This is a genomic window from Dawidia cretensis (assembly GCF_018598175.1).
Classification (GTDB): domain Bacteria; phylum Bacteroidota; class Bacteroidia; order Cytophagales; family Cyclobacteriaceae; genus Ohtaekwangia; species Ohtaekwangia cretensis.
In genome coordinates this window covers 226095-241247 of sequence record NZ_JAHESE010000005.1, presented here as the reverse complement: position 1 = coordinate 241247, position 15153 = coordinate 226095, and the positions used below count along the sequence as shown (strand labels likewise).

Below are 15153 nucleotides of genomic sequence, written 5' to 3'. Positions count from 1 at the left end.
CGCGGTGGGTCCAATAAAGGGCTCACATTATTTGTTTCAACGGATGATACGGTTTAGCAGGTCGGATTCCAGTTCAGGCCAGGGCTTGCGTAGATCGATGGTGCGGAAGCTGATGGTTTGGCCACGGACCTGGAAGGTCTGGTCGAAGTCGGTTGTTACAGTGGGATATAACAGTACACCCTCCACTACACGGCCGGCATTGGCGTCGTTCAATAGGTTGCTGACATAGGCATGTACCTGAAAAAAATGTGCTGACCGGAACTTCTCCTGATCATAACGCGACACCATGGCATCTTTGTAATACTTGGCGTCGATTACCAGCTTGCGTGTGGCATCTGTGAGCGTGACATCGGTTTTCATTTTGGGTAGAAAATCAAGCGAGGAGTTGCCCACTGGCACAGCTTGCCACGTGATGTATTCCGACGCGACGGTATAACGACTGCCTACCTCGTGGCGATAAAAGTTATAGATGAATTTCTCGAAAAGTGCGGCCATTTTCTCTTCGTCACGTACGAAGTCGCGGAATATCCATTCACCTTTGGCTTCGTGAAACAGCAGGTTTTCGTGCAGAACACGCGCTACGTTTAACAAGAACTTGTAAAAGCCATTGTTGCGGTGTAATACCACCCGCGAGAAGTCGTGGGATGTGATGCGAATATCGTCTACATCGTGAAAGTGTTGATACAGGGGGCGTAATTGATCGTAGTTACGCTCGTCGAGTTTGGGGTAACGCAACAGTTGATGAATGGTGGCTTTGAGCAGCTGGTTTTGTAGTACGTCGTGTGTTAGCTCGTCATATGCACAGTAGGCCCGGGCCATGGCCAGGCTGTTGCGTTTGATTGACTCCATGAGCTGAAGCTTGCCTTTAATGCCGTGACACTCTTCTATGGATGACCTATAGCTACGATCAAGACCACGTTTGAATAGAAAGCGCAGTCCACTTACGAGTACGCGGGCAAAGAGGTTAGGCAAATCTTTGAACTTTTGCGCGTTTACGGCTACCAGATCACGCTCTTCGAGCTTATCCCATGCATAGCACAACAGGTAGTATATATTCTGAATGGGAATCTCTTTCATGACTCGAGGATCTCGATTGCTCTGGTGAGCTTTGCTGTGTTATCGAACCAATATTCTTGTAACAACGGTTTAATCTCATTGTCGATGATAGACCGGTATGCTGGCACCAAAGGCTGCTCTAACGCTGTGAAATACGCATGGCCGATCTGAAAACCGCTGCCCAGGTTAGGGTCGGTCACAATCATCTGGTTCACTTCCGCCAGCTTTCGTACTAGGTTGCTGATGAAATCTTCCGGCAGCGCGTTATCGCGGAGTGCCCTAATAAATCTCTCCGAATAGTTCGGCGCCAACGTCACAAATGCAAAGCGGCGGCGGAGGGCAAAGTCTACCATGGCCAGCGAACGGTCGGCGGTGTTCATGGTTCCGATCATATATACATTGGCGGGAATGTAAAATCGCTCGGCGCTGTTGGCCGCATAGATGAGCGGAATGGCAAACTCTTCACTGCGTTTGTCGTGCTCGAGAAGCATCATCAATTCACCAAAGATCTTGCCGAGATTGCCGCGGTTGATCTCGTCAATGATGAAGACGTAATCATTTTCAAGGTCTTCCTGTGCGCGCAAACAGAAATTATAAAAGACACCGTTCTTTAACGCAAATCCACCCGCGCCGATGGGCCGGTAGCCCTGCACAAAATCTTCATAGCTGTAGGACTGGTGGAATTGGATGGTCTCGACGAACCGCTTGTCCTTGTTGCTCGTGAGCAAGTGTGCCAGGCGCTTGGCAACAAATGTCTTGCCCACACCCGGAGGACCTTGTAAGATAAGGTTCTTTTTCCGTTTTAATAGGTGGACGATATCCTCGATCTGTTTTGCTGCCAGAAAAATCTCGTTGTATAGCTCATCCCGGAGATTTAAGTCTTCGTGCTCTATTTCATATAGGCTACTCGCCTCATGGAGTATAGCCGCGTCGGGCAGGTCTTTATATTCTCTTATCAGACTATCAAGATCAACGTTCATTCGCGGGAAGTCTAACGGCTTGTCGGTATCGTACACGGCTTTCACCAATGAATTTCCGTACCGGTCGGGCGTTTCATTCAGATGTTCCTTAAACCACGACGCGATGGTAGGCCGGACTTGTGTATTGGGCCATGCTTGTAGCGACGCATTTGGAACACTTATACCATACGCCAGCACCATTTTTTTTACATGCCGATAGTACAGAAATATGGGAAAGATGCCGTTTTGAATGGTATTGTTCTCGTCCGTAAATGCTATCCAGGGTACTTTGGCCTGATTGCCTTTTCCAAAGCTCACTTGCAACCGTAATCCCTTATGCTCTTTGGGATAATCTGCCCGGGTCAAATCATTCGTCGCGGCCTGCTCCAGAAATTGCTTTAGTACAACGGGTATGTTTGCATTTGAATTTATACCGAGCGTATCCCGGATTTCATTCACGAACGGTTTATTTGTCGTAATATTGATCAGCGACCAGTGCATTCTTCTCTCTTTCACCTCCCACTCCCCTTTCCGAATCCAGTTCACTTTACGTATGTGTTTGTAATCCTCTCGTCTATCCTCGTACTGATATTCAGACGTAACAAAGCCGTAGCCTAAAATTACACTCCGTTTACCCCGTACGACAACAACATCCCCTTCCCTGACACGGCGATAAAAATCCCAATATGCCCCGGCTTCTTTTTCATAGCGCGGGCGATCGGGATACTTGTCTCGCAAATCCAGACTGGATTTAAATTTCTTCAAATCACCCAGATCATCGAAAGGCAATCCGATGATACCTTCTTGATAGAACTCTTTCCACTTTTCAGTATTGTCATCCAATTTATAGAGCCAATACTGTATGGCATCAGAACCTGCTTGCCTTTCGCCATTAAACTTACTAACCTCTTTCATAACATTGTTACATACAAAAATCTAAAGTAGAAAAATTGAGGCATATTAAATACCTGCTATTATTTTACAATAAGAATTCTTTCTTTGTGCTGTTCATCCGCCGCCGTCAACAACAATACATACAAGCCGCCCCCCAACGACGAGACGTCTACGGTGAGAACATGCTCGTGCTGTTCCCAGGAAAAGTCAGTACGTATTATACCGCGGCTATCAATGACTTGCAGCTCGATCGGCATCTGTCTTTGAGCACCGATATCGATAAATAATACATCATTGGCAGGAACAGGATAAGCGCGCGGTGTTTGACGATGTTCGCCCGATTCATTGCTTACAACGCTTCCCCCGATTTTAAATATAGTAGTCGGCTGAGAAAGGTCACTGGCGTTGCCTGCACTGTCCATGGCCTGCAATGCGATTGTATGTTTCCCGACATATAGTATCGCATCATGCTGATAATCCCAACCGCCAACGGCATCTGTTATTGCTGTTGCTATGACATTTCCATTCAGGGTGATGAGAACGTGAGAGCCTGCTTCTGAAATACCAGCCAGCATCAGTACATCATTTTCGATACTGCTGTTGTGTGCAGGAATGATTAACTGGGGTGGTGCCGGTAGTACTCCATCGACGGAAAGATGACTTGTGCCCTTCAAGGAAGACTTGCTTCCCGGCGTTGGCAGTGTTAAGACGGCGTCTGTGGCGAGAGAATCTTGTATGATTGCGCCGTTGAGCGATAGTGCTTGCGCGGAGACATAGTCCGCCCTGGAAGTAAGATCACCTGTCTGTACAGTATAATCAAATAGCAACTGTGGTGTACCAGATCCTCCCTGGTAGGTGGCCTGACTGCCTTCGCCTATCGCCAACGCGAGTGTAGGAGCTGCCCGCGATACCCAGACGGCATGATTAAATTGTACGGCGAGCATGATACGATCACCCACTTTGTAAAGCCCATCGGCGGACAGTGCTGTTACGCGTGTGACGACCGCGGGGGTGGCTATAACCGCTATGGTAATCGTGCCGAGAGCGGTCTGCGGACCGCCTTCGCCTACGTTGCCCAGGTCGTTGGTTGTAACGGTAAGGGTAGCAGTCCCCGGTTTCAATGGCCGGAAAGCCAATGTTGCCAACACTGCGTTGATACTATCCAGCCGGCCTGTGAGAACCAGCGTAGAGACTTCTGCATTATTTTCACCCGGCCCAGAGCTTGTCACCAGTACTCCCCGGATAGCGGTGAGCGTAACCATGATGTTCCGTTCACTTGCGTCGACATCACTTACCCGAATGGATCTCGTGCCTGTAAATGTGAGCAGCTCGTTTTCTTTCGTTGTCTGATTGCCCGGAAGGTTGTTAATCGGGGCATCATTTACGGGAATAACGGCAACCGACTTACTGACCACCGTTTGCTGTGCTCCGCCGCTCCCTGAGTTACCCAGGTCATTGATCGTTACACGGATTGACTGGCCGCTCGTGGCATCTTTCACAGGAGTATATATCAGATTTTGCTGTTTCAGCCAGGTGTTGATGGAGAGTATTGGACCTGTAATGTTAATGACGCGGGTGCCCGTACGTACAATCGACAAATCGGGCGACAAGGTTGTCGCTGTGAATGCGCTACCCGTCGGAAGAGACTCAAATGTCACTCGTACCGGACTATTACCGGCATCGGCGTCAGCAAAAACAATTTCGCTTAGGGGCGTAGGGGTATCTTCCCGCACAGAAATTAGCACAGGAAGAGATACCACGGGTTTGTTATTGCTATTCGTTACAACAATAACTAATGTAGCAGTATCACATTGCATGTTTCCGTCGCACACCTGGTATAACAAACGCTCGATGCCCTCTTGGTTGCGACGCGAGATGTAGGAGAAGGTGCTGTCGCCAGTAAGGACCAATGAACCCCAGACGGGTTCTGTTAGGATTGAAGCTCGTAGTCGATCCTTGTCATAGTTTAGTACGCCTTGTAACAAGTCTCCCGTCACCAGGGTGGTATCGGAGACAGCGAGAATGATGTCGGGTGCGGAAGGTGGGTAATCGACATCGGCCATGGTAATCGTTACTATGCCTTCGGCGCACGCGTTTTCGGCGTCACAGGTTCTATACACAAATGTGTCGGTGCCGTGGTAGTCTGCAACGGGATGATACATGAATGTGCCGTTGGGATAGAATGTCAGCGTGCCGTGCGCCGGTGGTGAAACTAACGTCGCGATATGAACGACGTTTGTGCCGCTATTGGGATCGACGTCATTGCCCAGTACACCCAAGGCTGAGTTTTTAATAAACAGCCCTTGATGCTCTTGAATATAATAGTGGTCAGGTATTGCCTGTGGCGCTTCGTTTTCACCTCCCATCTGGAAGGTTATGGTAGCCGACGTGCATGCTCCCCAGGTATCGCACGTTGTGTAGGTGGCGGTGTAAGTGCCGGTTGATCCGGGTTGTGGTGTATACTGCACGCTGCCATCGCGCCCGATCATTACGTGTCCTATGGGAGTATCGCGTGTGAGCTTTGATTCAAACGAGCCCTTGGCAGGGTGATAGTCATTCCTTAATACACCCGGAGCCGGAATGGCGAGCGATGTCTGACCTGTGGGTATGCGATAATAATCGTTTGTAGCTACCGGTGCCGGGCGAAGTACGACTATGTCGAGGCGCACCACCGATGTGGCGCTGATGGATCCGTAACCATCGCTTATGGCTACACGAATGGCGCGCGTAGCCACGATAGGATTGACGGCATTCAAGTTGGTATAGGCCAGGCTTCGTATGACGGCCGTGATACTGGCCGCCGATGCCTTTTCGTTGAAACGAACGGTCAGGCTGATCCAGTCCAGGGCGGGTTGACAGGTGCCAATGACGACACCGTTGTAAAGCACTTTGCGTCCCTGTAATGTTATGCGCGCTGTACCTGAAGTTGTCGGGCGAATTGACAGGCTATCTTCGCCAGGAAGGCCTTGTGTGAGAATTACCGTCAACTGTGCCCGGTTGAAATCCGGAGCGGTGCCTGCCAATACGGTGGCATTGCTGTTTAAATCGATGCCTACCGTACTGCCGACCCGCATGTAATGGATGTTGTCAGCATTTAACGACCGGATATCCGGTGGTGTGTAGGCTGCTGCTCGGAGTAACGAAAAATAGCTGATAAAAAGACACAATAGCGCCGTGCGCCTGCGAATGAACAAAGAAATCATACACAAGTTAAGATTAAGATGGATAAAACAATATAATTCAACTATCGGGGCACTCCGGAATGCCTATAGCCTATAGCTTCTAACTTTTTTGAAAGATCGTAATTCAAGTATAACAAGAATATTTTAGAATACAACACCGCCGGTCAATTATACACCTGTCGATAGTGTATATTCTGAATCAAATCGAATCAGGTATATGTTTTTATCTTGCAAGCGCTTGCAGAGCTCGTCTAACGTTTCTTCACGAAAGACCACGCCGACGCGTTTTCCCAATTGTTGCATAACACAGGTGTCGTATATATTGTGTGCATTGGCCAGGCTGATAAAGCTTAATAAATCCAGCAGCACCTCGTCGTGGCCGAGCACAGCGTCAAAACCGTGATCTTTCATCAGGGATTTTACCCGATCCAACTCAGTGGGTACACATGAGGCCGACAACGTGAGGCGGTATAGACCGTTCAGTTCCAACGAAAATTTCTTAAGCGTGCTCGCGTGCAGGGCGGCAAGGGGAGCATCTGTCTCGCGCAGTACGTCCAGTGCGATTTTAACGATACCGGAATTATCAGGGTCGTTGTGTCCATCCAGGGTGAAGTGGTCGAGAAACACTTTCTCGTCTAATAGCTCCCAGTTGGCCAAAAAATGACTGTATAGTAATTTTTCTTCGGCTAAGAATATCACACAGGTGTTAAATGGCACTTGCATAACCCGGTAGTTGCGCAGGACACCTTTTGCTTTGATAGGTGGGTAATTACCGGGATTGGGCAACGTCATAGCCAGCCGATAGTCCTGACCGTCTACCATTATATCCGGGGTGTGGATTTCGCTGCCGGCGGGGGAAATCGGTATATAAACCAGTACCCGGTCCTCGCGCGTGATTTCAATATAGGCCTCGCGACTAAACAGCCGGAAGTATTTGCGATGAAAAAACCGGCTTTGGGTTACGGACTCACCGTGCTGGATCAAGTCTGTATATAACGCGCGGTGCAATGCGAGGCCCGCCTGTTGGTCTGCTTCGGTCGTGAACATGTTCAGGCAGTGAGCGACACGGCTGGGGTCGGTAACGTCTCGTTCAAACTGATCAATGACGTGGGGCGGCAACATGCGCAGCTGCCCGATTCGACTGCCGAAGTACTCGGCAAGGGAAGCCGGAATGTGTTCCGGGCGGGTGTTGGGGCGAAGCGTTGCGGTAAACCAACCGATATCGTTGTAGAAGAAGTTGACGATGAAGTTTAGGAATATATTGGGGTCCCAGAACTTTTTGTTATTGTCGGCTAACATGCCCTGCAGGCTTTTGACAAACAGGTAGCCCTGGAGCGAAGGACTTTTGGTAGCATCTAAAGGCTGGCGCAGTAAAGTGCTTTTGTGTTGTATGCCGCCGAGTCCACCAACGCGTTGTGCTTGCAGGAAGGAGAGATACTCTTGTTCGGTTTGTTCGATGCCGGCTTGCTGCATTTGCTCCAGCGTAAGGCCGGAGTAGGCCATGGCCATAAACACCAGGTGTCCTGGTACGGACTGGGTGGGCGTGGGATAAGAGTCGTAGGTGGCAAACAGTGCCAGTCCTTCGGTGAGGGGTTCGAAGATTTGTTGTAGTACCTGCAGCCGCAGGCTGTTGGCAACCAGATCGGCTTTATCGCCGGCCAGCAATACGTCGGCGTTCAGAATGTTGCCGGCGCTTCGGGCAGCGACCTTGCGGACAAAGAAGAGCAACTGTCCCCATAGGGTGTTCTGGCACCAGTGCCGCGTACTCTCGTGCACGGCAGAAGAATGGGTGGCAGGTGGATATTGTTGCCCGAGGTACAGGTTGGCAAGATCTGCGGTGTTGCTGCTAGTCAAGGTGGCGCGCCGTTAAAAAAATGGGGGCATCACTAAATTAGGCGATTTGTACTTCTTTTGACAGGACTGCAAAAATATTTTTCAATCGGTTGCCGTCTGCCGTGGGGCTAACGCTATAACTGTATTGTGTACATCGGCGGCAGAGTAAAAGAAGTCCCCGGGCGCCGTCTTCGGCACACGGGGGATTCTTGCGGACAATTTTATTTGTCCAGGTTTGTTGCTGTTGCCAGGGTACGAACGGCCTCCATGTCTTTCTTCACTTGCTCCATCTTCTTTTCGGCCAGGCCATAGGCATCCGGCCCCAGGAACAGGTGCAGTACCGACTCGGCCTGCTCGGCTACCTGGATCAACACCTCGGCCGCTTTGACGGGGTCGCCCGCCTGGTTTCCTTTGATGCTACTTTCATGCAACGTCTGCATTTCGCGCACGGCCTTATAGGCTTCGATGGGATGCTGCGGCACCGCCAGCGACGAAGACTCCAGGAAGTTGGTGCGGAAGTACCCCGGCGATACCACCGTTGCCTTGACGCCAAACTCTTTTATCTCATCGGCGAGCGACTCTGTAAAGCCATGCATGGCAAACTTGGTGGCGCAATAGATGCCGAAGCCTGGAAAGCTGCCGGTAAAGCCGCCAATGGAAGCAATGTTAAAGATGTGACCCGACCGTTGCGCACGCAGGTACGGCAGTGCCTGACGAATGACGTTTAATGCGCCAAATACGTTTACGTCAAAGTTTGTGCGTGCCTCGGCGTCGGTCAGCTCTTCCAGGCCTCCTACTAACCCATAGCCGGCGTTGTTCACGACGACATCTATCTCACCAAATTTGGCGCGCGTGGCATCGATCGCCTTGCGAACGATGTCTTCTTTTAGCAAGTCGACTTCCAATGGCAGGAAGGCATCCGCACTTCCCTCGGGCACGGCAGCTTTGAGCTCAGCCAGCTTACGCGATGTGGCCGCTACCTGATATCCTTTATGCAATAACGCATGCACTAACGCTAGCCCCAGTCCTTTCGAGGCTCCTGTTACAAACCATACTTTTGTTTTCATCTTCTTTGAATGTTTTTAGTGTTATAACTGCAGCTGCTTTTGATGATTCAAAGGTAGTGGGCCGGCGTCGGGACCACCTTGCGGGAATGAAAGCGATACTTGCAGAATTCAAACCATCGGTAAAGACAAGAACGTGGTGGATGCCGAAGTTCCTCTAGCCACCCGAATGTAGGGTCGTCGAAATAACGACGTTCCATAGATGATGCAGCTGGCCTGGTAGCCCGATTTGATAAGGAGATGGACGTGCTGGTGGACGCACGGGCGTTATGCGGCGTTACCGTTAGGGGTGTATTCGTCGAGAGAGATCATACATACGCTTTGCTAATGTTCTCTGTATTTCCAGCATTTGCTCAGGCGTAACATCCGGTGGCGTATGATCATGATGGTGGTTGCCACCCGCATGGGTGTGATGTGTTTCGTTACCAGGAACTTCGACAACATCTCCTTCCCATGCTTCAAATAGTTGTCGCCAGTGGACGATCGAGTCATTTGAGATCGTGTTCATTGAATCTGCTTCGCCGTTATTTATTGCCTTCTCTACGAGAACCGCGATGGCCATTGTTTCGTTATGAATATGTGCGGCTTCTTCCATAATAACATCGTTGCCACGACCGCCACTGCAGGCGGTTATTACTAGACTAGTAAGCATTAACGTGCGATTTTTCATATAGCTAGCTCAAAGAGACACATACTGCTGCCAGGCCAATAAACAGTCGTCTATTGGCCTCCTGGCAAACAGGATCTAAAACAAAAATATAAGATTGGCTTTGCAATTGCAACACAGTTGCACATATATTTGCAACTGTGTTGCGGTATATATTCTAATCTTGTGAAGAATGGGAAGATGGTTTCAGCGTCGCGTGCAAACGCTATGGACGGGGGTGCTCTTGTGTTTCAGCGCTGGCTTTGTTGCCTTGGGGCAGATTCCGCCACCTGTGACAAACGGTTGGGCATTATTCAGTCAGGTAAAATACTCCCAGCGCTTCTTTAAAGAGTACAACGAATCCTTTCTCGTGCCGGCATTCGATGCTCGTATGCGACAGTATGAAAACCAGGAAGTTTTGCTGAAGGGACATTATATGCCATTGGACCTCGAGGAGAAGAACGTTATTATTCTTTCTAAGTTTCCCTATTCAGCCTGTTTTTTCTGTGGCGGGGCAGGTCCTGAGTCTGTTGCTGAAATACATTTTCGTACCAAACCTCCGCGTTTTAAGACAGACCAGGTGTTGCAGGTCTCTGGAAAGCTCGTGCTTAACACCAACGATGTCAACCACATGAACTTTATTCTAAAGGACGCCGAGCTGATAATTCCTTAATGACTACTCCAATTATTATATGATAAATATGTTTAAGCCCCGGAAGCTACCGGTGACCGTGCTCAGTGGTTTTTTGGGTGCGGGTAAAACAACGTTACTGAATTACGTACTGCATAACCGGGAAGGTCTGAAGGTGGCTGTGATTGTAAACGATATGAGCGAGGTGAATATAGACGCCCGTCTGATCAAGAATGAGATTAAACTTTCGCGCACGGAAGAAAAGTTGGTGGAAATGAGTAACGGTTGTATTTGCTGCACCTTACGTGAAGATCTGATTCGCGAGGTAAGCGTATTGGCCCGCCAACGTACGTTTGATTACCTCCTTATTGAGAGTACGGGTATTTCAGAGCCTATACCCGTCGCGCAGACATTTACGTTTGAAACTGGGGATACAGGTAATGACCTGGCGGATATGACGCAACTTGACACACTCGTAACGGTGGTAGATGCTTATAATTTTCTGAAAGACTTTGGTAGCGCGGATACCGTGCACGATCGCCAGATGACGGATGATGCTGAGGACCGTAGAAGCATTGTTGGATTGTTAACCGAGCAGATTGAGTTTGCGAATGTTATCATATTAAATAAAACAGACCTCGTATCGCCCACGGACCTTGCGTTGGTGAAAGCCATTCTTACCCGATTTAATCCCGGGGCACGGATTGTTCATACGTCATTTGGAAAAGTGGACACACGAAACATCTTTAACACCGGGCTGTTTGATTATGAAAAGGCTTCGCAAGATGCGGGCTGGATTCGTGAATTAAACAATGTACATACACCTGAGACGAAAGAGTACGGCATCAACTCGTTTGTTTTTCGTGATCATCGGCCGTTCCATCCGGTGCGACTCTGGAATTATATTCAGCATGACTGGCCTGGTAACATACTTCGCAGTAAGGGTATCTTCTGGATGGCCTCGCGTGCGGACGATGCTTTGTTGTGGAGCCAGGCGGGTGGCTCTTCTAAAGCAGAAATATATGGTAAGTGGTGGGCATCTGTGCCGCGAGCGGCGCGAATGAAGCATCCTGTTTATCAGGAGAACAAACTCGTGCTGCAAAAGAAGTGGCATGCTACCTGGGGCGACCGTCTCAATGAACTAGTGATCATTGGTCAGGAGTTAAACGTCATCCTTATTACGAATGGTCTGGAGAAATGTCTTTGCGATGACGCGGAAGTCTCGCACTATTTAGAAGGAGGTATTTTTAATGATCCCTGGCCACTCTGAGACCATGTTTTACTACGATGCACGTTTTGTGACTATCAGTGTTGTATACGCGCGGTCTACCAGTTCGCCAAGCTTGTTTTTTACCTTGTCCGTTTTTGTGAGAGTATCTACAATTGTAAAGGGCGTTTGTGCAATTAGGGCCTTCGCCTTTTCTGTATCGTACAGTTCGAAGCCAAAGCGCGTGAACGGCAATGTCTCCATAAAACTTTTTTGCGCGAAGGTGATGCTAAGTCTACCGCCGGGTTTGAGCACGCGGTGCAATGACGACAGTAGGTCTAGGGGATTGACCCAAAAATACAGCGTGTTAACCGTGAATATTTTGTCGAATGAGCTTTCGTCGAAGGGAATGTTGGTGCCATCGTATAGGCAAAAGGTAGCCTGACCTGCGGTGCTATAGGTCTGGTTTATTGTCTGGGCTTCTTCGTGCATCAACGTCGATGTTTCCAGCCCGTGATAGTGTGAGGCAGGATGCTCGTCGAGTATGTACTTTAAGTGTCCAGCGTTGCCGTGACCCAACTCCAGAATTGTGTCATGATCTGCGATCGCCAGTGATTCGATTGCGCTCAGCGTCATGCCGATGTTGGTCTCGTGCATCATCGCGGCCATGTCTATACCCTTCGTGCCGTGTGGGCCTTTGAGCTGGTCAGCGATGTTCTTTAATTCTTCGTCTGTCATGGGTAGCGAGATTGTTGGCGGTTACGCCAGCGACAGACTATGTTTTTTGTATTGCACTGGCGTAATGCCTACTTCTTTTTTAAACAGTCGAGAGAAGTAGGGCAGGTTTTCAAACCCAAGGGTGTAGGCTATTTCTGATACGCTGGTGTCAGAGGCAGTCAACAGGTTTTTGGCTTCCGACATCAGGAAGAGGTGTATCAATTCCAGGGCGGTCTTGCCTGTCTCCTGTTTGAGCACGTCGCTGAGGTAACGTGGCGACAAGTGTAGCATATCGGCCATGAGCTTCACCGTGGGAAAGCCTTTGTCTGGCAGGTTGCCATTGGCGAAATATGCCACCAGGCTCTCGTTGAAGCGTGACGCGGTTTTACCCGATACTTCTACGCGATGAATAAACTGACGCTTGTAGAAGCGCTGGGAGTATTTGAGAATCGAGTCGATGTGGGAAAGAATGATGTCGCGGCTCGAGTCGTCCTGGTGTTGGGAATATTCGAGGACGATTTTTTCATAGAGATCCCAGATGATGCGTTCTTCCTGCGGCGTGAGATGTAGTGCCTCGTTGGACTCGTATTCGAAGAAGCTATATTTTTTGATCTCTGCGTGGAGTGGGTGGCCGTTGAGAAAGTCTTCGTGAAATGAAATGATGAATCCATCGTCTTCCATTTCGAGGTTTCTCATTTCTATAACCTGCCGGGGTTTGACAAACGACATGGTACCGTTGTCATGATCATATCGCGTTCTGCCATAGAGGAATACACCCGACTTCAATTTTTTAAAACCAATATTATAGAAGTCGCTGGTAAACTCCCTGCCCCCAAGCGAGCAGTCGTGATTACATCGGTATAATGCCAGGAGCGGATGGTTGGGTGGTGCGAAACCAAATTCAGCGTGTAGGGCGCCGAGACTCTTAAAATGTTTCATGCAGGTAAAGATTAATGTAACGGTAACGCCCCTGGAGAACCACATCAACCAGGGGCGACCATCCCGCATAAAACCAGGGATTTTGTTTTTTAGTTTACTTGCCGTGTGCTTTTTCGGCAACGTCTTTCCACTCCTCCCAGGTAGCCAGGCGTTCTGCATATACGCTTTTAGCAAACGGATACGCTACCTTACCCAGGAACAGGCGCAGTGGCGGCTTGGGGCTGTCGACCAGTTTCAGCACCGCATCAACGGTAGCCTCTGGGTTACCGAAGGAGTCTTCGGTGAGACCTGCCTGAAACGCGGCTTTTACGGGTTCGTATTCCGGCATCGGTGTCGTGTGCGTGGCAGAGCCGCCAGCCCAATCGGTCGAGAAGCCGTTCGGTTCGATCAGCGATACGTTGATGCCAAAGCCTTTGACTTCAGAGGCCAGTGTTTCGCTTAATCCTTCGACGGCGAATTTGGAGGCGTTGTATAATCCGAGTACGGGCAGCGTGACAATACCCAACACACTGGATACCTGAATGATGTGGCCGCTACGTTGTGCGCGCATGATGGGCAGTACGGCTTGTGTTACCCACAATAGACCAAATACGTTGGTTTCGATTTGTGCACGGGCCTCTTGTTCGCTTGTTTCTTCTACGGCGCCGAAGAGTCCAAAGCCGGCGTTGTTGATGAGCACGTCGATGCGGCCGAAGTGTTCTTTTGCTTTCTTGATCGCGGCGAACGATTGAGCGCGATCGGTTACGTCAAGCTGCAGCGGTAGGATCGCGTCGCCATATTGTTTTACCAGGTCGTTCAATGCTTCGGTGTTGCGGGCGGTGGCCACTACTTTATCGCCGCGTTTCAAAAATGCAGCGGCCCAAATTTTACCAAATCCCTTGGAGGCCCCTGTAATAAAAATTGTCTTTCCCATTTCTTTCTTGATTTTGATAAGACAAAGCTAGTGGGGCGCCCCGGGCCAGGGTTTATACAAAAGTCGGGAAGACTGATACAATTTTTCGCAACCTTTCTTGACAATACATCGTATTTCTATGTATCTTTATTCTATGTATTCAAAAGAACTATTAAAAGGAACGCTTTCCGCGATTCTGTTAAAGCTTTTGTCCGAGAACGAGCGCATGTATGGCTACGAGATCTCGCAGAAGGTAAAAGAGCTTACAGATGGAAAGATCATATTAAAAGATGGCTCCCTCTACCCTGCTTTGCAGAAAATGACGGCGGATGGCTTGTTGTCTTTTAAGGAGGAGACGGTCGGTGGACGGGTGCGGAAGTACTATTATCTGACTAAAAAAGGACAGAAGGAAAAGGCGGTGTATTTTGATGAGCTAAAGGATTTTATCCTAACGCTGAATAACATTGTTTTTCCGCAATTGAAAACTATATGAAGCTTACCGAACAAGAGATTGCGCACATCCGTCAGGTCGTAGACGCGAGTGGCATCGAACGTATATCCCTACGCGACGATATTGTGGATCATCTCTGCTGTGTATTGGAAAGTCGGGGACATACGCGGGAAAGCTTTGGTGTAAAACTGAAGTATGCCATACTCGACCTGGCGCCCTACGGGCTGAAACAACTGGAACATGAAACCGCACGATTATTAAACTATAACCGAATGAAAGCGATGAAAATGCTCATGTATACTACCGGCTTCCTGGGCGCCGTGGCAACCACGCTGGGCATGATGTTCAAAATTTTGCATTGGCCTGGTGCTGATGAGCTTTTTGTTGTGGGCTACATACTATTACTATTGATCTTTGTACCGCTGTCCGTTATAGACCGCTCTAAGGTTATACTCACCAAAGCGTTGCCTGAAAAGCTGCGCGCATTTACCGGGGTCGTTGCAGCACTTGCCGCCGGAATGGCCGGCATCTTTAAAATCATGCATTTTCCGGGGGCTGACCAGTTGTTGATCACGGGCACGCTGGTCTTTGCATTCGGTTTCTTGCCGTTCTTGTTCTTCACCTTGTATAAAAAATCAATCGCGTAGTCGATTCTCTTCTTATCTTTCCCGTTCAAAAGAGA

13 protein-coding genes are annotated in these 15153 nt (G+C 49.2%); 4 read left to right on the top strand and 9 right to left on the bottom strand.

Annotated features, from left to right (window positions below; all coding sequences use genetic code 11):
* Positions 1-36: 36 nt before the first annotated feature.
* The 6 genes from mcrC to KK062_RS08415 all read right to left on the bottom strand — a co-directional run bounded on the left by mcrC (position 37) and on the right by KK062_RS08415 (position 9658).
* Positions 37-1077: a 5-methylcytosine-specific restriction endonuclease system specificity protein McrC gene (gene mcrC / locus KK062_RS08440; protein ID WP_254083838.1), complete on the bottom strand. Its 1041-nt coding sequence runs from the start codon at positions 1075-1077 to the stop codon at positions 37-39.
* Positions 1074-2930 (bottom strand): MrcB family domain-containing protein, encoded by a 1857-nt coding sequence (locus KK062_RS08435; protein ID WP_254083837.1) that lies wholly within the window; start codon positions 2928-2930, stop codon positions 1074-1076. The genes mcrC and KK062_RS08435 overlap by 4 nt, the downstream gene beginning before the upstream one ends.
* Positions 2931-2989: 59 nt before the next feature.
* Positions 2990-6112: an Ig-like domain-containing protein gene (locus KK062_RS08430; protein ID WP_254083836.1), complete on the bottom strand. Its 3123-nt coding sequence runs from the start codon at positions 6110-6112 to the stop codon at positions 2990-2992.
* 147 nt (positions 6113-6259) lie between these two features.
* Positions 6260-7945 carry a hypothetical protein gene (locus KK062_RS08425; protein WP_254083835.1) on the bottom strand — a complete coding sequence of 562 codons (1686 nt, stop codon included), beginning with the start codon at positions 7943-7945 and terminating at the stop codon, positions 6260-6262.
* Between the two features lie 200 nt (positions 7946-8145).
* Entirely contained in the window at positions 8146-8991 is an 846-nt protein-coding gene (locus tag KK062_RS08420) for an SDR family NAD(P)-dependent oxidoreductase (RefSeq protein ID WP_254083834.1), read from the bottom strand.
* Between the two features lie 280 nt (positions 8992-9271).
* The gene (locus KK062_RS08415) at positions 9272-9658 is read right to left on the bottom strand and encodes a hypothetical protein (RefSeq protein WP_254083833.1); all 387 of its coding nucleotides are present in this window, start codon (positions 9656-9658) and stop codon (positions 9272-9274) included.
* A 169-nt stretch (positions 9659-9827) separates the two neighbouring features.
* Here KK062_RS08415 and KK062_RS08410 point away from each other — a divergent pair, with 169 nt between their 5' ends.
* Together KK062_RS08410 and KK062_RS08405 are read left to right on the top strand one after the other, a co-directional pair.
* Positions 9828-10307, top strand: coding sequence for a hypothetical protein (locus KK062_RS08410; protein WP_254083832.1), 480 nt, complete (start codon positions 9828-9830; stop codon positions 10305-10307).
* Positions 10308-10326: 19 nt separating this feature from the next.
* Positions 10327-11535 carry a GTP-binding protein gene (locus KK062_RS08405; protein WP_254083831.1) on the top strand — a complete coding sequence of 403 codons (1209 nt, stop codon included), beginning with the start codon at positions 10327-10329 and terminating at the stop codon, positions 11533-11535.
* A gap of 12 nt (positions 11536-11547) precedes the next feature.
* Here KK062_RS08405 and KK062_RS08400 read toward each other — a convergent pair whose 3' ends face one another.
* The 3 genes from KK062_RS08400 to KK062_RS08390 all read right to left on the bottom strand — a co-directional run bounded on the left by KK062_RS08400 (position 11548) and on the right by KK062_RS08390 (position 14041).
* Complete coding sequence (locus KK062_RS08400) at positions 11548-12210, bottom strand: class I SAM-dependent methyltransferase (RefSeq protein WP_254083830.1); 663 nt, start codon at positions 12208-12210, stop codon at positions 11548-11550.
* Between the two features lie 21 nt (positions 12211-12231).
* A complete protein-coding gene (locus KK062_RS08395) occupies positions 12232-13128 on the bottom strand; it encodes a helix-turn-helix domain-containing protein (RefSeq protein ID WP_254083829.1) in 897 nt (298 codons plus the stop codon).
* A gap of 94 nt (positions 13129-13222) precedes the next feature.
* Positions 13223-14041: an SDR family oxidoreductase gene (locus tag KK062_RS08390; RefSeq protein ID WP_254083828.1), complete on the bottom strand. Its 819-nt coding sequence runs from the start codon at positions 14039-14041 to the stop codon at positions 13223-13225.
* A gap of 118 nt (positions 14042-14159) precedes the next feature.
* Between KK062_RS08390 and KK062_RS08385 the strand changes: the two genes are divergently transcribed.
* On the top strand, positions 14160-14513 hold the full coding sequence (locus KK062_RS08385) for a PadR family transcriptional regulator (RefSeq protein ID WP_254083827.1): 354 nt from the start codon (positions 14160-14162) through the stop codon (positions 14511-14513).
* Entirely contained in the window at positions 14510-15118 is a 609-nt protein-coding gene (locus tag KK062_RS08380) for a GldL-related protein (protein WP_254083826.1), read from the top strand. The genes KK062_RS08385 and KK062_RS08380 overlap by 4 nt, the downstream gene beginning before the upstream one ends.
* Positions 15119-15153: the final 35 nt, after the last annotated feature.